This window comes from Spongiibacter tropicus DSM 19543 (assembly GCF_000420325.1).
GTDB classification, from domain to species: domain Bacteria; phylum Pseudomonadota; class Gammaproteobacteria; order Pseudomonadales; family Spongiibacteraceae; genus Spongiibacter; species Spongiibacter tropicus.
Map to the genome: position 1 here is coordinate 268,189 of NZ_ATUS01000004.1, position 23,456 is coordinate 291,644.

Here is a 23,456-nt window from a genome sequence, read left to right on the forward strand (position 1 = left end):
GCGTGGCGCAGAGGCGCGAATCGGGCTGCCGCATTCAATGAATGGAGATACGCATGACTGACAAACTTCCTCTCGAACAAGAGGCTCTGGATCGCATCTGGTTCCACGTCACGGCTCCGGCGGCACTGCGCGCCAAGGGCGGGATGACCGTCTTTGAAAAAGGCGAGGGTTGCTATCTCACCGACATCCACGGTCAGGAGTATGTTGACGCGCTGTCTGGCGGCGCCTTTGTGACCAACATTGGTCACGGCCGCAGTGAAGTGGCGCAGGCGATGGCCGAACAGGCCGCCAAGCTGGCCTATGTTACGCCGTACAACTTTGCCGCCGAGCCCACCATTCGCCTTGCGGAAAAGCTTAAAGACATCACACCCGGTGACTTGCACCGCGCGTTTTTTACCTCTGGCGGCACCGAGTCGGTAGAGACCGCGATCAAGATTGCCAAGCAGTATCACTGGCTGAAGGGGGAGCAAAAGCGGACGAAAGTCATCAGCCGTCGCGGTTCTTACCACGGTTCCAGCTTCTTCGCGATGAGCATTTCCGGCGCCAGCCACGACTTTAACAGCAAAATTTTCTCGCCGATGGTGCCGGGCTGCGTGCAGGTGCCACACCACAATATCTACCGCCACGACCCGAACATGAGCGAGGAAGCCTACGCGCAGTTTTGTATTGATGCGGTAGAGCAGACCATTCTCCATGAGGGACCGGAAACCGTCGCGGCGATTATCGCCGAGCCGATTCCTGCCTCGGCGTCGATTTATCTGCCGCCCGACACCTACTTCAAACAGTTGCGTCAGATTGCCAACAAGTACGGTGTGGTACTGATTATCGACGAAGTGATTAACGGTTTCGGTCGTACCGGCAAAATGTTCGCCTCGGAACATTGGGACATCGAACCCGACATTATGACCATGGCCAAGGGGCTGACCAGCGGCTACGCGCCAATGGGTGCGGTGATGGTCAGCGAAAGAATTACCTCGGTCTTTGATTCCGCCAAGGGCCGCGAGTCTGGTCTGAACCATGTGATCAGCTTTGGTGGTCATGCGGCGTCGGCCGCAGCGGCGCTGAAGAATATCGAAATCATGGAAACCGAGGGGATGGTCGAAAACTCCGCCGCAATGGGTGACTACTTGCTGGAAGGCCTGAACGAGCTGCGTAAATACAAGATTGTCGGCGATGTTCGCGGTAAAGGTCTGCTGACAGCGGTTGAGCTTGTTCAGGATAAAGAAACCCGCGCGATGTTCCCGCCCGAAGCACAGATGATGGCGAAGATGACCAACCAGCTCCGCGAACACGGCGTCTTGGCGCGTACCTATCAGGTGGTGGAGTTTGGTCCGCCGCTGTGCGCCACCAAGAAGGAAATCGAGAAAATTGTTGAGGCAACGGAAAAGTCCATTGCCTGGTTCAGCAAAGAGGTGGGTATCGAATAATGGCAGAAAAACAGGCAGTAATTATTGGCGCTGGCGTGATCGGCTGCGCGGTGGGTCTGCAACTCAGCCGCAAGGGATACAGCGTGACGCTGGTCGATAAAAATCCCGAAGTGGGCTACGGCTCTACCAGCAATTCCTGTGCAGTGGTGCGCTTCTCTTATTCCAGTCTGGCGACAACGGCGCTGGCTTACGAGGGCTATCATTACTGGAAGGATTGGGCGAATTTTCTCGGTGTGGAAGACGAGCGCGGTTTGGCGAAATACCACGAGTGTGGCCACCTGATGATCAAATCGTCGCCGGACGATCGCCCTCATGTGGCGCAGTTCTACAAGCAATTGAATATTCCCTTCGAAGAGTGGGACAACGCGTATATTCACGAGCGTCTGCCGCTGTTCAATCTGAAACTCTGCGGCCCGGTTGTGGCGGTGGAAGACCCGGATTTCTGGGAAGTGCCGGAAAACGACGGCGAAGTGGCTGGCGGCGTGTTCGCACCCAACGCCGGTTATATTGGCGATCCACAATTGGCGACGCACAATCTGCGTCGCGCCATTGAGGCCAATGGTGGTCAGTTCATGCTCGGCCAACGCGTGGTTGGCATTGACCGCCAGAGTGGCCGGGTGTCGGCAGTACGTCTGGAAAGCGGCGAAATATTGACGGCCGACGTGGTGATCAATGCCTCCGGTCCCTATTCAGGCAAGATCAATGAAATGGCCGGTGTCACCAGTGATATGGCCGTGAAAACCAAGGCGCTGCGCCGCGAAGTTCACCACCTGCCCAGCCCGAAAAGTTTCGATTTTGAGCATCAGGGGGTGATGACGTCGGATGACGATCTTTACCTGTACTACCGTCCCGAGACCGGCAATAAGGTCACGGTTGGTTCCGGTGATCCGCCTTGTGATTCCCAGGTCTGGGTGGACGATCCGGATAATTTCAATCGTGAATTTACCGAGAGTCAGTGGACGGCACAGGTCTACCGCGCGGCTCGCCGGATTCCTGAATTGCCCATTCCCAGCCAGGCTTCCGGTGTGGTGGATCTCTACGATGTCTCCGATGACTGGATTCCCATTTATGATCGCTCAGAATTGCCGGGCTTTTACATGGCGGTGGGCACCAGCGGACACCAGTTTAAAAACGCCGGTGTAGTGGGCGATCTGATGGCAGAATTGGTGGATGCCTGTGAAAAAGGCTACGACCATGATGCGATGCCGCTCACTTATCAATGTCGTTATACCGGCAATGAGATCAATCTTGGCATGTTCTCGCGCCGCCGCGAGATCAACCGGGAAAGCAGTTTTTCTGTTCGCGGCTAGTATCGCGAAACGCTGCAGGTAACGCCGTATTTTTCCAGGGCCTCGGGTTTCCCCAGGCCCTTTTTTTTGCCAAAAAATCAGGCTGTAAATTCGACGTTTGCAGACCGAAATAGCGCCACTTAAGTTCGCTGTTAAGTTCATATTATTTCGATGAAAAACGCAGGAAATTGCCCGGTAAAAACCGCCTTTATTTAGTGCCGCCGCACTCAATGTGTGCGCTTTTCACCGCCATTTTTACGTGAAAAACCGCGATGATGCGCCGCAATGGAAAGCGCCCTTGTTCTGTATGTTTTTTGTCGTCGGGAATAGATGAGAATTCCTAATGATATTTATCAGCTTTTCCAATGTATGTAACGGCATGACTGAAGGGTGATGGATTTGTGCTCGCCAGGTCAGTGTTGTCGCTGTTGACAAGGTTCCAGTTATTTCTCCTTTTTCGTTGTAATTTATTGTAATTATTGAAAATTAATTATCTCTTATGATTTTTTTCTGCAGGCTCAGCAAATACACAGTACGCGGCGACCGTTTGGAAACGGCGTGCTTTTTTCCCGTCTGAAAATTGCTCCGAAAACTTCATTGTATTGGCCTGTTGTTTGCAATGTGAACTGGTGACCGCTATGCGTACTAAGGCTGTCCCGGTCTGACCACCTCGGTGGTGATCTCTTGGAGAAGGGCGGCCGTCTTATAGGCGACAAGAAAGAGGGGAGATATTCATGTCTCAAACAACCAGAAAACGGTTCCGTAAAAATGTACTGGCTGGCTGCATTTCAGCGGCTGCCATACAAGGTGCAGTGAGCAGTGCGGCCTTTGCTCAGGAATCTCAGGAGCGGGTCGTTGAAGAGGTGGTTGTCATTTCCGCCCAACGTAAAGATGCGGACATCATGGACGTGCCCATTTCTGTAACTAACTATACCTCGGAGCAAATGGATATCCAGGGTATTCGTCAAATCGAAGATATCAGCCGCTTGACACCGAGTCTGGTGTTTACTCGACAAGCCGGTTCGTCGGGCTCCAACTCGACCGATATTAACATTCGCGGTATTTCCTCGAATGTGGGTTCTGCCACCACGGCTATCTATATAGACGATACGCCTATCCAGATCCGTAACATCGGCTATTGGGGTGGCAACCCCTATCCGCGCATCTTCGATCTGGAACGGGTGGAAGTGCTGCGCGGTCCGCAGGGCACGCAGTTTGGTGCCAGTGCCATGGGTGGTGCGGTGCGCTTTATTACCCCGCAACCGGAGTTCGGCGATCCGAGTTTGTATGCTCGCGCGCAGGTTTCTTTCACGGATCATGGTGATGAAAGCTATGAGGCGGGTATCGCAGGCGGTATGCAACTCAGCGATACCGTAGCCGTGCGAGGCAGCATCTACCACAACCAGATCGGCGGCTATATCGATCAGGTGGAGGCGGTGAATGAGAACCGTGGTGGCCGGGTACTGAAGAAGGACATCAACTCCGAAGAGGTGACGGCGATCAAACTGGCCGCGACCTGGCGGGCCAGTGATGCGCTGACGATTACGCCATCATTGTATTACCAGAAGGTAGAAGGTGACTCCCGTGACGAATACTGGGAGAACTACACCGATTCGACGGACAATGACTATCGCACGGGAGTTCAGTCGCTGGAGCCCATGGCGGACAAGTTCCTGCTGCCGTCGTTGATGGTGCAGTACGACTTTGAAACCTTTGAGCTGATCTCGAATACCTCGTACTTCGATCGCGAGCAGGACGATACGATCAACTATCTGCGTTATCAGTCCTTCCTGCGTTCGGGCGACACCTTTGGCGATTACTCCAATAAGGTGGAAAACAACTCCGATACGGTGATGAATAACTCTCAGAAGAACTTTGTGCAGGAAATTCGTCTGCAGTCGTATAACGACGACAGCATGTTCGACTGGGCAGCGGGCTTTTATTACTCCAAAACCGAACAGACTCAGGAGCAGGCCTTCGGCTCGGGTCGTACACCGGGAAGCGACTTCCCCTCGTGGAATGGTTCGGGCTTTGATTACTACCCTCAGGTCGATGGCAAGTACAGCCTGTACCAGGAGCTGGAGGTTGAAGATGAGCAAACAGCGGTGTTTGCAAGCGTGGACTGGAAAGCCAGTGCAGCGCTGGTATTTACCGCAGCGGCACGTCTCAGCCAGAACAAGTTTGATTACTGGGATATGAAAGACGGTCCGCTGAACAGCGGTACTCGCAGCGTGGTGACCGCCGATCAGAAAGAAACCGCGTTTACGCCGAAGGTTGGCGTGACCTGGACGCCGGACGATGAAAACATGTTCTATAGCACCTTGAGCAAGGGCTACCGCCCCGGTGGTGCGCAGCCTAACGTGAACACGGAGTTCTGTGGCGCGGATCTGGCTGCACTGGGTCTGAGTGGTGCACCGTCGGCCTATGACGAGGACTCTCTGTGGGCCTATGAAGTCGGTAGTAAGAACGACCTGTTCAACGGCGCGCTGAAAATGGACCTTAACCTCTATTACATTGAGTGGTCCGATATTCAGCAAGAGGTGGATCTGCCCACCTGTAGTCTGTCGTTTATCGGTAACCTCAGTGATGTCACCGGTAAAGGTGTGGATGCCTCCTTCTCGTTCTCGCCACTGGCGAGTCTGGAAATGGGCTTCGCTGTCGGCTACAACGACACGACCTATGACGACGACGTCTATGCCGGTAACGGCGTACTGCTGAAGTCAGCCGGTCAGCGTCTGAGCGGTCCTCGCTGGTCCGGTAATGCCTTCCTGCAGTACGAGATGATGGTCATGGAGTACGAAGGTTACTTCCGTATGGACTATGACTTCACTCGCGACAATCTCGCAGCCGGTGGCCGTTCTGGCACCTTTGGCTACGACCCCGACCTCGATGCCTTGCCGGGAACAAACTTCCTGTCGATGCGTGTAGGTGCTCGTCTGAACGGTGCGGATGTCTCCCTGTTTGTCGACAACGTCACCAATTCCGACGACAAGTTGGCCAGAGGACACGATGGTTCCGGTGCCGGTCTCTACTATGTTGAGTCATACCGTCCCATGACTCTGGGGATCACCGCCACCTATCGTTACTGATCAACACTGATAGTCTCCACCCTGTTGAGTCGGTGATGCCTGCTTCCGCTTGTTCATGTGCGGGAGCAGGCCCGGCTCCTTTTTGCGTTTAAGGCCAGAGGAGGTTTGTCTATGGTCTACCGAATTCTCAGTTCAGCGGCGGCGGTCGTTCTGCTTGCCGGCTGCAGCCTCACCGCCACTCGACCCGCAGCGGATTCGACTGCTGTCGAGGCGTGTAAAACCCTTAACTATCGCTATGCGCAGGCGCGCGACAGCGGCAACGCCGATGCCTACGGCGACTTGTTTGCCGAGAACGCGGTGTTCTATATGGGCAAAAAGCCCTATGAGGGTCGCGATGCAATCATCACCCGACTGCGAGAGGGGCAGGATTCTGCCAACTTCGCCCGCCTGCTGATTGACAATATGTACATCGAAAAAGACGGCGATGACTCGGCCACCGGTGTGGTGTATTTCTCGATGTACTACAGCGATGCTGATCCGGATGCGCCGCGTCCTATCGAAACATTCCGCCTGTTCATGGGCGAATATCACGACCGTTATACCCTGGCTGAGGAGGGCTGTAAGCTCGCCGAACGCAAGACGGTTCCACTGTTTATGGGTCGTTTTGCGAAGTAGCGACCCGAGGAGGACTCCATGCGCCTGATTATTCTGACTTGCCTGATGTTCAGCGGTCTGCTGCTGGCTGGCTGCGAGAAGCACATATCGGCGGATATGATTTTCTACAACGGCAAGGTCGTCACGGTTGACGATGACTTTACGATTGCCGAAGCCATCGCTGTAAAAGACGGCAAGGTCCTGGCAACCGGCAGCACCGAGCAAGTGATGAAAGCCAAATCTGAGGTCACCAAGCTGGTTGATCTCGATGGCAAGACGCTGTTACCGGGTTTGATCGACAGTCATCAACATACGCTCTCTGCGGCGGTTTCTGAGTTCCGCTATCCGATTCCGGTCATGAAAACGGTGGCCGACGTGCTGGCCTTTGTGAAAGAGCGCGCGGCACAAACCCCGGAAGGCGGATGGGTGTGGGTGCGCACCACTTATCCAACCCGGTTGCGTGACCACCGCTTGCCCACCGGCGACGAACTGACGGCGGCGGCACCGGAGCACAAGGTGGTCTTTGCGCCGTTCACCATCTCGCCCTTTGCGGTGCTGAGCAAATCTGCACTGGCGGCCGCGGGCATCGATAAGGCGTTTGCTGCCGAGCATCCCGACGACATTATTGTCGATGAAGAGGGAGAGCCAACCGGTAAAATCCGGCATCACACCCGCTATATCGAGGATATTGGTACGCCCGACCACACCCAAACGCTGGACGAGCGCACGGCGATGTACCGCAAAATGAGCGGCATCTATAACAGTGTGGGCTTAACCACCGTTGCCGATCGCAATACCTTCCCCGATGTGTTGGCCTTCTATCAGTCGGTGGCGGATCGCGGCCTGGCAACCACTCGCATTGGTCTGTTTCACGCCTTGAGTACGGGCAAGGATGTGAAGGACGAAGACATTAAGGCCGAAATCCATCGCATTGCGGCGCTTCCTGTCGTGAACAGCCATGACCCGATGGTCCAGGTTGTCGGCATCAAGACCTTTTTCGACGGCGGTATTCTCAGCGGCAGTGCCTTGTTCAACGAGCCCTGGGGGAAAAGCCATGTGCACGGTATTACCGATCCGCATTACCACGGCAAATCCTTCATATCGCCGGAACGGCTGCGCATGATGATGGCGGAAACCATATCAGCCGGTATGCAGTTTACCTCGCATGCGGTGGGCGACGGTGCGGTGCTGGAAGTGGTGAAGGCCTACAATGATGTCAACAAAACCGTGCCGGTGAAGGGCAGTCGCTCGTCGGTGACCCACGGCAACTTCACCACACCCTGGGCCATCGACAAAATGGCTGAGCTGGGCATCGTGGCGGATATTCAGCCAGCGTGGTTCTATCTCGATTCCTTCGCCTTGCTCAAGCAGTTCGGTGATGAGCGCCTGCGTTACTTCCAGCCCCTCAAGACCTACTTTGACAAGGGGATCGTCGTTGCCGGTGGTTCTGACCACTGGTCGCTGGAAGACCCGAATAACGCGGTTAACCCCTTTAACCCGTTTCTGGCGATGTGGATCAGTCACAGCCGCAAGGCACGCTGGGTAGAGAAGCCAGTGCATCCTGAACAAGCCATCACCCGGCAGCAGGCCTTGCGCATGTATACGATTAATGCCGCATTTGCACTGAACTGGGACGACATCGTGGGCAGTCTTGAGGCGGGAAAATACGCCGATATGGTGATTATCGATCGCGATATTCTCAGCTGCGACATCGACGACATCAAAGATACCAAGGTGTTGGAAACCTATCTGGCGGGTAAGCGCGTTTACGCGCGTTGAATTTCTGTTTGCGATGACAAGCCGGGCACATTGCCCGGCTTTTTTATGCCTGTGCAGACAAGGTATTGGCTGCTTGTTCTGATGCTTGCCAAGAGTCAGGGACGCGAGAGCACTGTGGTTCAATAGTGCAGGGACTCAAGAGTACCGGGATTCAAGATTGCCGAGATTAAAGAGTACGGAGGTTCAAGAGTACCGAGTCTAATGACAAACGGTGCAGACTTGCGTTTGCGCCAGTCGTTCGCGGTGGGTGAGTGCGGCACGCTTGGGAAAGGCGTCGCTGTGACAGCTATCGCAGCTCAATTCGCGACTGAGCACCACATCGTGCACCGATTCAAAGTGCCAGTATCCATTTTGGGGGCTTTTCAGGCGGGCTTTCATGGTGGCGGCGTCGTAAGGGCTGTTCGCGGGGCGCTGAACCGTGATCTGCGGAGGTATCGCGCCAGTGCGAGTATCACCGAGTTCCTTGAGAATGCTCGCCGCGGCGAGTCGGCCAGTCATGACCGACGGCCCCAGATACAAGCCATTGATCCGGTATTTGCTGCCATTCATTCCCATGGAGCCGGTCAGCTCACCCGCCGCGTACAGACCCGGAATACGCTGACCCTGTGTAGACAGCACGTGAGCGCCCTTGTCGATGACCACTCCGCCCATCGACTCGGCATTGCTGGGGTGAATGCGGATGGCGTAAAAGGGCGGCTCAGTAATGGGTTTAAGCGGCACCGCCGGCATGGTCACATTACCGGAGAAGCTGGCCGGGAAACGGCCGAAATCCCGGTCATTTCCCTCTGCCAACAGCGTATTGAAACGGGCAATACTGGCACTGAGTGTTGTCGCGGGCATGCCGGTTTTATCTGCCAGCTCGCTCAGGCTTGCGGCTTTGGCGACGAGCTTGGGGTTGTTGATGAGTTCACGCTCGTAGCGGGAGCGGTCATACCGGTATTTGATGGTGCGGGGTTTGAGCGTGCTTCTCACGCGATCATCGAATACCAGCCAGAAGCGGGCCTCCGGCAGGGTGGTCATGACGTCGAGAATGGCTTTGTTCGACGACAGCGGGTTAATAAAACGCTGGCCTTCATCATTGAGCCAGAGACCCCGCGGACCACTCAAGGTAATGCCGTGACCGCTGTCAGGGGCGGCGGGGTCCGGTATCCCAACCGGGTAAAACCAATGACGGTTCAGATGTTGCTGGGCGGCGCCCAGACTGGCCGCCATATCGTGGCCCAGCCCCTGTGCGAAATGACTGCCGCCCGCCAGCAGGGCGGCGTCGTCAGGAAAGTGGGCAGGCCAGTGCTCGCGAATTCGCGCCAGACTGCCCGCCATGCCCCCAGTTGCCAGTACGATATGCGCTGCGTGATAGTCGCCTGCGGCACCGCTGCGCAGATTGCGGGTTTTCACGCCAATGGCTCGACCGCCATCACTGAGGATATCAGTGACCTGTGTATTGAAGTAAAAATGGAGGTTCGGGAAAGACAGGGCTTTGCGGTAAATCGGTAAGACGATATCCCGGGCCTCGCCATCGGGGTAGTGGAAGCGGGGGAGTGAGCGGTTGGTATCGTCGGCGACAAGATTATCGAAGACCACCCCCAGCTCTGTCAGCCAGTCGTAGACCATCGCGCTGGAATGATCCGCGTAAAAGCGCAACCACTCGGGGTTACCGTCTTCTGAATATGCCAGCCAGTCTTTGAGTGCCTGCTCCGTGCTGTCCTGAATACCTGCGGCGCGCTGCTTTTCGGTGTTCACCATGGCGATGCCGCTGGCAAGAATGGCGTGGCCGCTGCCCTGGGAATTCATATCGAAGACGGCGACTTGGGCGCCTTGCGCCGCCAGGTCAACGGCCGCTGACAGACCCGCGATGCCCGCGCCGACGATGATGACATCGACGGCGTCTTGATGGCCGTCATCGACAGGCATGGCGGTGGCCGCATTGAGGAGGAGGGTGGCGATGAGCGTGGCGAGCAGGCGTCTAGTCATAATATCTCGTCATAACAACAGGGAAGTTCGCATTTTAAACAGTTGTTCGATAATACGCCTGCGTGAATGCAGGCGCAATGACGACGCTGGGTGGGTATAGACTCGTGGGTAGAGACCCGCGGATAGAGACCTGCGGATAAAGCCCCGCCGGGAGAGCCCTGCGGGGAGGCGGCCAGCTAGCGGAGGCTTACTGAAGCAGTGACGTGGCAGCAGTAAAAGGCAGGTCGTGTGCCTGAGATACCGCCTCGCAAGTGAGCTTGCCTTTGCAGATATTCAGGCCCGCCTGCAGATGTGGGTCGTCTTTTAATGCCTGTTGCCAGCCCTTGTCAGCCAGTGCAAGTACATGGGGCAGGGTCGCGTTGTTGAGCGCCAGCGTAGAGGTTCTGGCCACCGCGCCGGGCATATTGGCTACGCAGTAGTGCACCACATCATCAACCCGGTACGTGGGCTTATCGTGCGTCGTGGGCACGGACGTCTCAAAGCAGCCGCCCTGGTCAATGGCAACATCCACCAGTACCGAACCGCGTTTCATATCCTTGACCATCTCAGCGGTGATCAAGCGCGGCGCATTGGCGCCGGGAACCAGCACTGCACCAATAATTAAATCTGCTGACAGAACGGCATCCTCAAGCGCATCGGCGGTGGAATAGAGGGTCTTTACCCGACCATTGAACTGCTCGTCGAGTTGTTTCAGGCGTCCCAGTGAGGTGTCCAGAATGGTGACATCGGCACCCAGGCCAGCCGCCATGCGGGCGGCATTGCTGCCGACAACGCCGCCGCCAATAACGCAGACTTTCGCGGGTGCTACACCGGGCACCCCGCCCAATAGCAGGCCGCGACCGCCGTGGGCCATTTCCATGGCGCTGGCCCCCGCCTGAATCGCCAGCCGTCCCGCGACTTCTGACATCGGAGCCAGCAGGGGGAGTCCGCCGCGACTGTCGGTAACGGTTTCGTAGGCGATGGCGATGGCGCCGGAGTCGAGCAGTGCCTGGGTTTGCGGCAAGTCCGGGGCCAGGTGGAGGTAGGTAAAGAGGATTTGCCCCGGACGCAGCATGGCAAATTCCGACGGCTGGGGCTCTTTGACTTTGACGATCATCTCGGCCTGTGCGAAGACCGCCGCGGCGTCGTCTACGATGCTGGCTCCGGCGCTGACATAGGCCGCGTCGTCAAAACCGATTTCCAGCGCCGCATTCTGCTGAACCAGCACACGGTGGCCGTGCTTGCAAAGTTCTCTGACGGATGCGGGCGTCAGGCCGACGCGGTATTCGTGGTTTTTAATTTCTTTGGGGAGGCCGATGATCATAGTGATTTCCTGCTGCGTTAAATAATGTTAACAAATGTTCGGAATTCACTGTAAACTGAGTCGTGGGGCAGTCGCTTGCAAAATCCCTCGCTTGTCAGGGCAATTTTGCAATCATTCCGCCATGACTTACTTATAGCTGCAAGAATCTGCGAATGCGAAATCTGGATAGAATAGATCGGGCTATTTTGGCGGTGCTGCAAGTGCAGGGCCGCATTGCCAATGTCGAGCTGGCCGAGCGTGTCGGGCTTTCGGAGTCGGCTTGCCTGCGGCGTGTGAAGCAGCTCGATGAGCTGGGCGTAATCAGCCACTACGCGGCGCATGTAAACGCGGAGTCTGTCGGGCTCTCTGGCACGGTATTTGTGAATGTGTCGCTGGCCGATCAGCGAGAAGAAAGTCTTCGCGGCTTCGAGGCGGCGATTCAGTCGGTTCCCGAGGTCATGGAGTGCTATTTAATGAGCGGCGAAGTGGATTATATGCTGAGAGTGGTTGTGGCGGGGACCTCCGACTTCGAGCGTATTCATAATCAGCTCACCCGCCTGCCGGGCGTGGCGCGCGTGCAGTCGAGCTTTGCCCTGCGTCCGATTCTCAAGCGGACGTCACTGCCGCTGCGCTGAATACCATCGGCTCGACCTTTTTATGAACAAGCCGTAATGCGCATATTGGCGAGCTTTAGCCATAATGGCTGGCTTTGTCGGTACAATCCGGGCACGACGTCAGACTTTGGGAGGGGATATGGCGCAACTGAGTTTCACGCTCAATGGTGAGCCGCAGCAGTTGGAAGTGGATGGGCAAATGCCGCTGTTATGGCTGCTGCGGGATACCCTGGCAATGACCGGCACCAAGTTCGGTTGCGGCATGGGCCTGTGCGGCGCTTGCACGGTGCATCTCAATGGTACGCCGATCCGCAGTTGCAGCGTTCCCGCTATGGCGGCGCAAGGTCAATCCATTACGACTATTGAAGGCTTGAGTGGCAACGAAGGTCAGTTGCACCCGGTTCAAGAGGCCTGGATTGCGCTGAGTGTGCCTCAGTGCGGGTACTGCCAGTCAGGGCAGATCATGTCTGCGGTGGCCTTGTTGGAGAGTAACCCGCAACCCAGCGATGCGGAGATCGATGCGGCCATGGCCGGCAATATTTGCCGCTGCGGCACCTATCCCAAAATTCGCGCGGCGATTCATCAGGCGGCCGGTGCAGTGCAGCAATTTGATCCTGCTCAGGCTAACGGGGAGGCCGTGTGATGTCAGTCAGTCGCAGAAACTTTATCAAAGGCAGCGCGCTGCTTGGCGGCTCATTGGTCGTGGGCGTCTCACTCACGGGCTGTGGCCCGACGCCGCTGCCTCATGCCGCCGCAGGTGACCTGCAACCCAATGCCTTTATTCAGCTGACGCCCCAAGGCGATTTCATTATGCAGCTGCACAAAGTGGAAATGGGGCAGGGCACGCATACCGGGCTGGCAACGCTGGTGGCGGAAGAGCTGAATATGCCGCCGGAAATGCTGCGCATTGAGCATGCGCAATTCCACCCGGATTTTATCGATCCGGATTTTTACGTCATGTTGACCGGAGGCAGCTCCTCGGTCCGCACCAGCTTTACGCCATTGCGTGAAGCGGCGGCGATGCTGTCGCAGTTGCTGCGACAGGCGGCTGCAGAACAGCAGGGCGTAGGCATCGAGCAGGTACAGTTGCGCGATGGCAGTCTGTATGTCGGCGACAAGCAAATTGCGCCCGGCAGTCTGGTTGAGATGGCTCGTCAGCTCCCGCAGCCAGAAACGCTTGAGCTGAAACCGGCGACAGAATTCCGTTTTATTGGCAAGCAGAACACACGTCTGGATGCCCACAGCAAGTCCACTGGCACCGCAACTTTCGGCATCGATGCGCAATATCCCGGCGCACTCAGTGCTGTATTACTGCGTTGCCCGCATTTCGGTGGCAGTCTGAAGGGGTTTGATGCCAGCGCCGCCGAGGGCAGTCCCGGCCTTGTTCAGGTTTTGGAGGTTGATGGCGCTGTCGCGGTGCTGGCTGATAACTATTGGCATGCCCGCCAGGCTGCCAACAAGATTCAGCTGGACTGGGACAAAGGCCCGCTGGCGGGTGTCAGCAGTGACGCGTTGCGCGCGCAACGCCATGAGCTGGCAAAAACCGAAGAGGGCAAGGTGGTTGAGGAGCTGGGCGAGGCCTCTGCCGCGACCGGGGAGCGTTTCGAGGTGATATACGATGTGCCGTACCTGGCGCATGCCACGATGGAGCCCATGAATGCCTTGGCTGTGCCCACTGAGAACGGTCTGGAAATCTGGTCGGGGATGCAGGGGGTGCAGCTCGCGGTGGATGCCGTTGCGCGCGCGACCGGGCTGGAAAAATCGCAAATTCAGGTGCACAACCATTTTCTGGGCGGCGGCTTTGGTCGGCGGATTCAGAACGACTATGTGGTGGAGGCCGCACGAATTGCCCAGCTCAGTGGCAAGCCCGTGCGTCTGATCTGGAGCCGTGAAGACGATACGCGGCACGACTATTACCGCCCGAATTCCTCGGCGCTGATGGCGGCGACGGTTGATGGTGATACCGTCAGCAGCCTGCAGATAAAGGCCGTTGCGCCGAGCATTTTCGGGCAGTTTCTGCCGCTGATGACTCGCAGTCTGTTGCCTGCGTGGCTTCCCGGTGGCGTGCACGAAACCATCGGCGATATGGCGGCAGGCTCTGACCCGGCGGCTACCGAGGGCCTGATTCACTCGCCCTATCAATTTCCCTATAAGCGCAGCAATTATGTGATGCAGGAGCTTACGGCTCCGTTGGGGTACTGGCGCTCGGTAGGGCACTCTCAAAATGCCTTCTTCATCGAAGGCTTTATCGACGAACTGGCGCACCGCACAGGCCGCAATCCCCTGGATTTCCGTTTGGCAAACATGGACAAGGCGTCCCGCCACTACCGTGTTCTCAGTGAAGTCGCTAAGCGCGCTGACTGGGGCAATCCGCCCGCGGGTCAATTCCAGGGATTGGCGGTGCATGAGTCCTTTGGCTCAGTGGTTGCCGAGGTCGTCACGGTCTCGGTGGACGGAGGTCAACTCAAGGTTCACAAGGTTGTCTGTGCAGTGGACTGCGGCATGGTGGTGAATCCCGAGATCGTCGTGGCGCAAATGGAAAGTGGCATTATTTTCGGTCTGACCGCGGCGCTTAAAGGCGAAATTACCCTGCAGGATGGCGCTGTTCAGCAAAGCAACTTCCACGATTACGGCATGCTTAGGATGCCCGAAACGCCCGAGATCGAGGTCCACTTGCTGGCCAGTACCAATCCGCCCAGCGGCGTCGGTGAGCCGGGTACACCGCCCATCGCACCGGCACTGGCTAATGCAATTTTTGCGGCTACCGGCCAGCGTCTGCGTCAGCTCCCGCTGCGCTTGAGCTGAGAAAAGCTGCTATGCTCCATCGCTGTTATGCACAGTGGTGGAGCATAGTCAGCTACTGTGTCTGTTGATCTTCCAATAATAATGCGGCAGCGGTGGGCCGTAGCCTATGACTCAAGCATCCACACAAGACCCGATTCGTTACCCCTTTGCCAACGCGCCTGAAAAAGGCGAGTGGATTGCCGTTGCACCCGGTGTGTACTGGTTGCAGATGGCGCTGCCCATGGCCTTGGATCACATCAACCTCTATGTCCTCGAAGACGATAACGGCTGGTATATCGTCGATACGGGCATGAAATGGGGAGATACTCAGGAGCGCTGGCGGCTGCTGTTTGACAATCAGATGGCTGGCAAGCCCTTGCTCGGGGTCATTTGTACCCATATGCATCCCGATCACATCGGGCAGGCGGGCTGGCTGTGCCGGGAGTTCCGGGTGTCGCTGTATATGAGCTTTGGCGAGTATGTGAGCTCGAGAATGTTCAGCAGCATGGGCGAAGGTGATCTCGAGTGGACCACGGCCCAGTATTTTCAGCGCTCGGGCATCCCGTCTGAAGCCATTGAAAAAATGCGCGCCAAATTCAAAGGTTTTGGCAATATCGTTGAGCCCATGCCCAAAGCCTATCAGCGTCTGAAAGACGGGCAAGTGCTCAATATTGGCGGGCGGCGCTGGCAGGTGATGACCGGCAGCGGGCATTCGCCTGAACATGTCAGCCTGTTTTGCGCCGATGACAAGCTGCTGTTGTCCGGTGACCAGATTATTCCCCGTATTACCTCGAACGTCAGCGTGATGCCCGCTGAGCCGGACGCCAACCCTCTGGCGGACTGGTTCGCTGCGCTCAGCCGCTTCCGCGAGGCACTGCCCGCCGATACCCTGGTAATGCCTGCCCACAATGCGCCGTTCTATGGCGTGCACTACCGGCTGGAGTATCTGGTCGATCACCACAAAGGGCATTTGGCCGCTGTGGAAAAGGCCTGTGAAACCCCGAAAACGGCCGTGGAGCTGTTCAGTGTGCTGTTTGCCCGGGAAATTGAAATGAACCAGTTGACGCTGGCACTGGGTGAGTCGGTGGCCCACTTGCACTACCTGTATTATCAGGGGCGCTTGAAGCGCGAGCTGGACGAGCAGGGCGCCTATCGCTATAGCAGCCTCGACCCCGACGGCAGCCCCTATGCGCGCTGTCCCCATGAGCCCGATGACGGCCCGCTGGAGGTTTGACGATGTCGGACTGTGTTTTTTGTCGGATCATCGCGGGCGAGCTGCCCTGTCATGAAATTTATCGAGATGAGTCGCTGATTTGCTTTCTCGACATTGCCCCGGCATCACCGGGCCATACTTTGATTGTCCCACTGGCCCATCACGACGACATTTTCAGTATGAGCGAGCAGGCGCTGGCCGCCGTTGCTGAATTTTCCCGCCGCTTTGCTCCGCTGCTGAAACAGCACTGCGATGCTGACGGCATGGGGGTGTATCAGTTTAACGGCGCCGAAGCGGGCCAGACCGTTTTTCACTATCACATGCATCTGGTGCCTGCCTACGCGGGGCGGCCCGCCAAGGCTCACGGCCGGGAACCGGGTAAGCCAGAGGAACTGGCGGAACTTGCCGGTGAATTGCGCGAAGCCCTGAAAAACGCCCTGTGATTTGACCGATTTTGTCCATGCGCTGGCGTCTAATGCTATTGAGGCATCACTGGCTTGCCCCGAGAATGTGCCCACACAACGAAAACAAGGAGCCATGCCATGCCAATGCCCAGTGACATCAAGGTCGTTGATCTGATGCTGAGTGTGCCCGGCGAAGATAACAGCCAGTGGTACGAGTTCATGAAGCCGCTGCTGATGGACGAAGAGAGCCGCACCATGTTCAAAATGCCGGCTCAGTACATGTTCAAAGACATTCCCGATACCGGCAAAAAAGAAGATTACGTTGCTTACACCGTCGAGCAGATGGACAAGCACAATATTCAAATTGCCATGCTGGGCATCGACGATCACAACGAAGTGGCGAAAGAAGCTCTGCGCCGCCACCCGGATCGTTTCATTTGCAGCTACGAAGCCAACCCCAACAATGGCATGGAAGAAGTGCGCAAGATCGTGCGCCTGCACGAGGAATACGGCATCAAGGCGGTGACCGGCTTTGCATCGGGCCTGTGCCCCCAGGTGCCCTACAACGACAAACGCTGGTACCCGATCTACGCCAAGCTGGTGGAGCTGGATATTCCGTTCTGCCCCTGTGTCGGCGTTCCCGGTCCGCGTCTGCCGATGGCACCGCAGAAAGTCGAGCTGCTGGATGAAATCTGCTGGTTCTTCCCCGAGTTGAAAGTGGTAATGCGCCACGGCGCCGAGCCCTGGGAAAAACTGGCCTGGAAGCTGATGCTCAAGTACCCCAACCTGTATTACATGACCAGCGCCTTTGCGCCTAAGCACTACCCACAGGAAATCGTCAATTTCGCCAACAGCCGCGGTGCGGACAAGGTGATGTACGCTGGCTACTTCCCCATGGGCCTGTCGCTGGACCGCATCTTTAAAGACATGCCCAACGTGCCCTTTAAAGACGAGGTATGGCCGAAGTTCCTCAGCGAAAATGCGCGCCGCGTGTTCAAGCTGGATTGATCTCACCCCGATGGGTCATGCAGGACAAAACGGCAGTCACTAGACTGCCGTTTTTGTTTCTGCGCTTTCTGTTTTGCCCAGGCGGCACATAACAACAATAAACGAGGAAAACCACCATGACGCTCAGCCTTCAGGAAATGTCCGACCGTTTTGAAATTCAGGACATGCTTTATCACTACGCCGATATTATCGATCGTCAGGCGGCCGATGAGCTTCGCGATGTATTCACCGATGACGCGGCGGTGGACTACAGTGCCTTTGGCGGTGTGGTCGGAGATCTCGAGACCACGATTGCCTTTCTCAAAGAGGCGCTGCCGGCCTTCAGCAACACCCAGCATCTGAATGCCAATGTTCAGATTCGTGTGGATGGCGACCGCGCCACCGGGCGGGTGATGTGCTTCAACCCGATGGAAATGCCCATTGGCGATGAAAAACAGGTGTTCATGCTCGGCCTGTGGTACGTCGACGAGTACCGCCGCACGGAGCAGGGCTGGCGGATTGCCAGCCGCTGTGAGGAAAAAAGCTGGGTGTTCAACGTTCCAGACTTTATGGCGCTGTAAGCCCGTCAGCCCGGCAGTTCTGTCGGGCCAATCTCGGCGGCTGAGCTGGGCTTATCAGCTTTAGCCGGTTTGCTTTTTGCCTCTGCCGGCACAAAGCTCACCACGACATCGCCCCGTTGCAGATGCCGGGTGCCTTTGCTCATCCATTCCAGCTTGCCGTTTTCGGGAATCAGCGCCAGCTGCACGGCGTTGTCTGGCAAGCTTTCCAGAAAAGCGGCTTCGGAAAAACTGTCGGTGATGCTGGTTTTGCGAAAGCCCCAGCCGCGAATCAGTCGTGTCCACATTTCGGCGTAGGAAACCGGCTGCGAGAACGCGGTGATACCGCGTCGGGTCTCCGGTACCTGGTGTTTCTCGCGATCGCTGCCGGCGTCATGGGGCTGGAATACCCGATGGCGGCCAATATGCGGGGCGTAGTGATTGCAGACCATGGAGTTGTAGTGGTTGTTGCCCGTGGCGGCTAACACGGTGTAGATGTTATCAAGGGCCATGGCTTCCTCAGCCATGTCGGAGAGCACTTCGCCAAACCAGGTTTCAATCCCTTGCTGACGTGCGGTTTGCAGGCGCGCCCACTCGCTGTCGGCGATAATCACGTCCTGTTTGAGGTTCTTCAGCACCAGCGCCAGTTCAATGGCCCAGGGCGACGCCCCGACAATTAATACACGTCCCTTGCCGGGGGAGCCCAGTTTCAGCATCCGGGTCAATGGGCCGAGAGAAAAGCCGTGGGCCAGCACCGTCACGAAAATCAGCATGAAGACCGCAGGCACAAGATATTTGGCATCCTCAAAACCCGCCTCGATCAGCGCCGGGGCGAAGGCCCCTGCAGAGGCAGCCGCCACCACGCCGCGCGGGGCGATCCAGCCAATTAACAGGCGATCGCGCCAGTCGCAGCCAGCGCCAATAGTGGCCAGATACACCGCCGCCGGGCGCACAATAAACAAAAATGCGGCAACCATCAGGATCAGCGGCATATGAATGGCGCGCAAGGTGTCGAGGGTGAGTGAGGCGGTCAGCACCACAAACAGAAAGGACACCAGAATCAGCGTCAGGTATTCCTTGAAACGGCGCATCTCCTCAAGGCTGCGAAGGCGCATATTGCCCATCACAATGCCCATCAGGGTGGTCGCGAGCAGGCCGGATTCGTGCTGCACGAGGTCAGCCAGCGCATACACCGCCAACACTGACGCGATAATTGAGGGGGCTTTAAGGTATTCGGGAATCCAGCCTTGCCGGAAACACTGCGCCAATGCCCAGGCCATACCGCCGCCCAATGCAAATGACACCGAGACGGCCAACGCCAGACTCGTCAGTACATGGCCCATGGCCGGACCTTCACCGGAGTAGAGCAGATACTGGTAGACCAGCACTGCCAGTAATACGCCGATGGGGTCGTTGATAATGCCTTCCCATTTCAGGTACGACGCCGTGCGGCGATTCAGCTTGGCATGTTTCAGCAAGGGCATGATGACCGTGGGGCCGGTAACGACCAGGATCGCGCCGAGCAGGGCGGAAACCCCCCAGCTGATTTGCCCGACGAAATGGGCAACGGCAGTGCCGATACCCCAGGCCAGAATCACGCCGACAGAGGTCAGTCGGCGGGTGACTTTGGCGGTTTCCCGCAATTCATGGAACTGGAGGTTGAGTCCGCCCTCAAACAGGATGATTGCCACAAACAGGGACGTGACGGCTTGTAATCCTGCCCCGAAATCCTGTTGTGGAGAAATCCATCCGGTCAGTGGTCCGACCAGTAGACCGGCAGCGGCGAGCAACACAATGGCTGGCAGCCGAAACCGCCAAGCCAGCCACTGGCAGCCGATACCTAAAACAAGAATACTGACCAACGCATGGGTCATAAAACGGAACACTCCAAAACAAAAAGCGCCACCTTGTCACGACTGACAAGGGCAAGTAAAGCTGGGACGGTATTCATACTTTCGCCCCGGCAAAGCTCGTATGATGGCGCCATCGACACAGAGAGAAAAGCATGAACATGCCATTGCCGCGTTTGGCAGCGGGACTGATCGTTAGCTTAAGTTTACTCAGCGCCTGCAGTATGAGCCCCAGCGAGCCACAGACCCTGTACGCAGAATCCGGACAGCCGGTGCAGTTCACAGGACGCATGCACAGCGGTTTACCTGCAGAAGGTCAGCTCAGTTTTGCTAACGGCAGCCAGTTCGAGGGCCGTTTTGATCGCGAGGGCTTCCCCGCGAAAGGGCGACTGACGCAACACTATGTCGACGCGGAGGGCGAGACGCTGACGCTTATCCTCGAGGGGCGTTTCAAGCACCGTGGCAGCAGTCAGCGTCTGGAATTCAAGGGTGATTTTCAAATCAGTGACAGCGAAGGGCGGCTGTTGGCCGAAGGACGGGAGAGTGTTTGGGGCAGCGATTATCGCTCACCGCTGTTCCGGTTGCCGCCGGCCTTGTTCGCCCTGGATGGGCAGCGCCGCTACCGCCAGTATCGCCGCGATATCAGCCCGGCCAGCGATCCTCGCCGCTTCCTGACGGTGCACCGCCCCATGTCCGGGCCGTTTATTGTGAATGCCCGCTACGAAGAGGGCTTGCCTCGGGGTGTCGCTAAAGTCTCCGCCGAATTGAGCGATGGTGCTCGCTATGTGGTTGAGCGCCAGTACTTCAATTATCAGCTGCCTAATCAGCGAAACCACTACTACTATTTTGAGCCGGGCAGTTATGAGCGCGTCAGCGTCATTGGTGAGTGCGAAGCGCCAAACATCACGGTGCCTCGCGAGTTGATCAGCGTCTACGCCTACGACTGTGACGACGGTAACTTCTACGCCTTGAGTGAGTCCATGCCAGCATCGGTGCTGAGCATTGCCGCTGAGCAGTTGGACAACAGCGGGCGTTTTCACCAGATCCGTATTCTGCATCATGGCAACACCAGCGAATTCGAGGTTGATGCCGAAGCGCTGCTGAGAGGCGAACTACTCGCCGACGGGCTTTATACCGAGTGGCACTACGGTCAGTTACACGCCGCCTACATGGCCAGCCACGGCCAGCCAGTGGGGGTCGGTATGGCGCTGGCGCATCACACCGAATCCGTGTTTGTCAGCCATCGACTGGAAAACAGCCAGACAGAGTTCCCGTCGACCAGTCTCATCGAAACCCTTAAAGTCAGTGCCACAGAGCGACAACAAGCCATGCATCAGGACTTTGCGCGCTTGATGGTGGGCAGCCGTCTGAGTGAACGCCGTGCCGAGCAGTTAAAGGCTGCGCTGGAGGCGCACATCGCAGCACCGGCGCCATCGATGATGGCCGACTATCTCGGCCTGATGAGCTTGTACCAGCAATGGCAGACCGAGGCAGCGACCATGGTCGATAACTGGCCCTGGCAAAGCCGCCGAAATGCCGCGGATATCGCGCGGCTGCGCGACGCGCTGCTCGGCAAATTAGCGATGTACCGCGAACGTCAGGAGTCGTTGCTCAACGACGCGGCGCGACAGCACTGCCTGGCGTCCGGGCAGCGTTTTGATGCCCTGCGCTGGGAGTGTCGGCTCGAGCCCGAAGCGGCGATTTTCGAGCTGTGTCAGCACACCTACGGCATCAATCGCTGCGAAGCCATGCAGACGGCCTTGCAGGCGAGTGCGGCCGGGCAGCAACCCTGAATTCTCTCTGGCCTTGCCGACAAAACCCTCTACAATGAGCGGCTTTTTCGCCAAGGCCTGTCACTGGATACCGAATTATTATGTGGTTTAAAAACCTGCTTGTTTACCGTTTTACCCGTCCTTTCACCACAGAACTTGATGCATTGGAAGAGCAACTCACCACCGCCGCCTTCACGCCATGCAGCGGCACACAGCCCAGCAGCATCGGCTGGAGCAAGCCCCTTGGCGATGCCGGCGAGCTGTATCACCACGCCACGGATGGCTGCATCATGCTCTGTTTGAAACAGCAGGAAAAAGTGCTGCCCTCAGCGGTGATCAACGAATTTCTGGACGACAAGGTTCGCGAAATCGAAGCCAATGACGGCCGCAAGCCCGGCCGCAAAGAGCGCAGTGAGCTGAAGGAAGAAATCACCTTTGAACTGCTGCCCAAAGCGTTCGCTCGTTCGCGTCGTCTGTACGCCTATATCGACACCCGCAGCGGTCTGCTGATGGTCGACAGCGCCTCACACAACCGTGCCGAAGCACTGTTGAACCTGTTGCGCGAAACGCTTGGCAGCCTGCCGGTCATTCCTCTCAAGGCCAAAAACACCGCTCAACACATTCTTACCGAATGGGTGCGCAGTGGCAGCCCGGCGGGCTTTGCGGTTGGAGGCGAGTGTGAGTTGCGCGATCGCGCTGATGAGAGTGCCGTGATTCGTGCCAAGAATCAGGACCTGTCGTCAGCACAAATCCAAAGCCACCTCGACTCCGGCATGTTTGTCAGCAAACTCGCCGTGAGCTGGCAGGAGAGCATTGATTTTGTTGTCGACGATCAGCTCAGCTTCAAGCGCCTGAGCTTTACCGATTTGGTTCAAGAGAAAGCCGACGACGTGCACACCGATACCATGGCGGAACAGTTCGATGCTGACTTCAGCATTATGGCCGGGGAGTTTGCCAAGTTTGTTCCGGCGGTACTGGAAGCATTTGGCGGCGAAGAGCAGGGCGAGGCAGAAGCGCAGCCCGCAGGCTGAGAGAACCGGCGGCGCCACAGTGGGCGCCGCCAACTCGCTTTTATTTGCGAGTGATTTTGTCCAGATAACCCATCGCAAATGCCGACACAACAAAGGTGATGTGCAGCAGCAGGTACCACATGATCTTGTCGTTATTGATCTGCTGGGCATTCATGAACACCTTCAAGAGGTGAATCGACGAAATCGCCACAATCGACGCCGCCACTTTATTCTTCAGCGACCCCGCGTCCAGCTTGCCCAACCAGCCCAGCTTGTCGGCGTCATCATCCACATCCAGCCGCGACACGAAATTCTCGTAGCCCGAGAACATCACCATCACAATCAGTCCACCGACCAGCGCAATATCAATCAGCGACAGCGTCACCAGTACCAGATCGCTCTCCTTCATCTCCAGAATGTGCGGGAAAACGTGCAGAATCTCCTGGAAAAACTTAATACCCAGCGCCAGCAGCACCAGGCTCAGCCCCAGATAAATCGGCGCCATAATCCAGCGCGAGGAATACATCAACTTCTCAATCAGCTTTTCCATGAGGCTCTCGGTTGCATAAAGGGATGGGGAAATCGGCGCAAATAATAGCGGTGGGACGGAGAAGACTCAACGAGGACATTGAAAGCTGAGCAGCTAGCGACCAACCCGCAGATGCAAATAAAAAGAGCGGAGCACAAAATTTAGATATAGGGCAGGGGATCAAGACCGGGATGGATCAACACAGCCTAAGGCCTGCTTTGCCCCCTTCGGGGCGCCTTCGCGTTGCTGCGGCGTCTAAAACGCGGTGCGTTTTATCGAACCCTGGCGAGGGTTCTCACCGACCC

The 23,456-nt window shown here is 57.0% G+C and carries 18 protein-coding genes; 14 read left to right on the top strand and 4 right to left on the bottom strand.

Translation table 11 applies throughout. The features are described 5' to 3' along the window. Positions 1–53: 53 nt before the first annotated feature. The 5 genes from G411_RS0116180 (at position 54) to G411_RS0116200 (ending at position 8,178) form a co-directional block, all read left to right on the top strand. Positions 54–1,427, top strand: coding sequence for an aminotransferase family protein (locus tag G411_RS0116180; protein WP_022960255.1), 1,374 nt, complete (start codon positions 54–56; stop codon positions 1,425–1,427). Next, on the top strand, positions 1,427–2,737 hold the full coding sequence (locus tag G411_RS0116185; protein ID WP_022960256.1) for an NAD(P)/FAD-dependent oxidoreductase: 1,311 nt from the start codon (positions 1,427–1,429) through the stop codon (positions 2,735–2,737). Before G411_RS0116180 ends, G411_RS0116185 begins: the two co-directional genes overlap by 1 nt. Before the next feature lie 713 nt (positions 2,738–3,450). Then, positions 3,451–5,805 (top strand): TonB-dependent receptor, encoded by a 2,355-nt coding sequence (locus tag G411_RS0116190; RefSeq protein WP_022960257.1) that lies wholly within the window; start codon positions 3,451–3,453, stop codon positions 5,803–5,805. 111 nt (positions 5,806–5,916) lie between these two features. Next, the gene (locus tag G411_RS0116195; protein WP_022960258.1) at positions 5,917–6,420 is read left to right on the top strand and encodes a nuclear transport factor 2 family protein; all 504 of its coding nucleotides are present in this window, start codon (positions 5,917–5,919) and stop codon (positions 6,418–6,420) included. Between the two features lie 18 nt (positions 6,421–6,438). Further along, positions 6,439–8,178, top strand: coding sequence for an amidohydrolase (locus tag G411_RS0116200; RefSeq protein ID WP_022960259.1), 1,740 nt, complete (start codon positions 6,439–6,441; stop codon positions 8,176–8,178). Between the two features lie 198 nt (positions 8,179–8,376). Here the strand turns inward: G411_RS0116200 and G411_RS0116205 are convergent, their stop codons facing one another. After that, positions 8,377–10,149, bottom strand: a complete 1,773-nt coding sequence (locus G411_RS0116205) for an FAD-dependent oxidoreductase (protein ID WP_028968534.1) — start codon at positions 10,147–10,149, stop codon at positions 8,377–8,379. Positions 10,150–10,336: 187 nt separating this feature from the next. Next, complete coding sequence (gene ald, locus G411_RS0116210) at positions 10,337–11,452, bottom strand: alanine dehydrogenase (RefSeq protein ID WP_022960261.1); 1,116 nt, start codon at positions 11,450–11,452, stop codon at positions 10,337–10,339. Between the two features lie 152 nt (positions 11,453–11,604). On the opposite strand from ald, the gene G411_RS0116215 reads away from it, so the two are divergent. The 7 genes from G411_RS0116215 to G411_RS0116245 all read left to right on the top strand — a co-directional run bounded on the left by G411_RS0116215 (position 11,605) and on the right by G411_RS0116245 (position 18,014). Then, complete coding sequence (locus G411_RS0116215) at positions 11,605–12,066, top strand: Lrp/AsnC family transcriptional regulator (protein ID WP_022960262.1); 462 nt, start codon at positions 11,605–11,607, stop codon at positions 12,064–12,066. Positions 12,067–12,184: 118 nt separating this feature from the next. Continuing rightward, positions 12,185–12,688 carry a (2Fe-2S)-binding protein gene (locus G411_RS20880; protein ID WP_022960263.1) on the top strand — a complete coding sequence of 168 codons (504 nt, stop codon included), beginning with the start codon at positions 12,185–12,187 and terminating at the stop codon, positions 12,686–12,688. After that, positions 12,688–14,850 (top strand): xanthine dehydrogenase family protein molybdopterin-binding subunit, encoded by a 2,163-nt coding sequence (locus G411_RS0116225; RefSeq protein ID WP_022960264.1) that lies wholly within the window; start codon positions 12,688–12,690, stop codon positions 14,848–14,850. Before G411_RS20880 ends, G411_RS0116225 begins: the two co-directional genes overlap by 1 nt. A 106-nt stretch (positions 14,851–14,956) precedes the next feature. Beyond that, positions 14,957–16,063: an MBL fold metallo-hydrolase gene (locus G411_RS20885; RefSeq protein WP_022960265.1), complete on the top strand. Its 1,107-nt coding sequence runs from the start codon at positions 14,957–14,959 to the stop codon at positions 16,061–16,063. A 2-nt stretch (positions 16,064–16,065) separates the two neighbouring features. Beyond that, positions 16,066–16,485: an HIT family protein gene (locus G411_RS0116235; protein WP_022960266.1), complete on the top strand. Its 420-nt coding sequence runs from the start codon at positions 16,066–16,068 to the stop codon at positions 16,483–16,485. 99 nt (positions 16,486–16,584) lie between these two features. Further along, positions 16,585–17,454, top strand: a complete 870-nt coding sequence (locus G411_RS0116240; RefSeq protein WP_022960267.1) for an amidohydrolase family protein — start codon at positions 16,585–16,587, stop codon at positions 17,452–17,454. A gap of 116 nt (positions 17,455–17,570) precedes the next feature. Beyond that, positions 17,571–18,014 carry a nuclear transport factor 2 family protein gene (locus tag G411_RS0116245; protein WP_022960268.1) on the top strand — a complete coding sequence of 148 codons (444 nt, stop codon included), beginning with the start codon at positions 17,571–17,573 and terminating at the stop codon, positions 18,012–18,014. Between the two features lie 5 nt (positions 18,015–18,019). Here G411_RS0116245 and G411_RS0116250 read toward each other — a convergent pair whose 3' ends face one another. Next, a complete protein-coding gene (locus G411_RS0116250) occupies positions 18,020–19,864 on the bottom strand; it encodes a cation:proton antiporter (RefSeq protein WP_022960269.1) in 1,845 nt (614 codons plus the stop codon). A gap of 131 nt (positions 19,865–19,995) precedes the next feature. Here G411_RS0116250 and G411_RS0116255 point away from each other — a divergent pair, with 131 nt between their 5' ends. Both G411_RS0116255 and rdgC read left to right on the top strand, forming a co-directional pair. Further along, a complete protein-coding gene (locus G411_RS0116255) occupies positions 19,996–21,633 on the top strand; it encodes a hypothetical protein (RefSeq protein WP_022960270.1) in 1,638 nt (545 codons plus the stop codon). A gap of 80 nt (positions 21,634–21,713) precedes the next feature. Then, positions 21,714–22,643, top strand: a complete 930-nt coding sequence (gene rdgC, locus G411_RS0116260) for a recombination-associated protein RdgC (RefSeq protein WP_022960271.1) — start codon at positions 21,714–21,716, stop codon at positions 22,641–22,643. A gap of 40 nt (positions 22,644–22,683) precedes the next feature. Here rdgC and G411_RS0116265 read toward each other — a convergent pair whose 3' ends face one another. Then, positions 22,684–23,172 (bottom strand): TIGR00645 family protein, encoded by a 489-nt coding sequence (locus G411_RS0116265; RefSeq protein ID WP_022960272.1) that lies wholly within the window; start codon positions 23,170–23,172, stop codon positions 22,684–22,686. Positions 23,173–23,456: the final 284 nt, after the last annotated feature.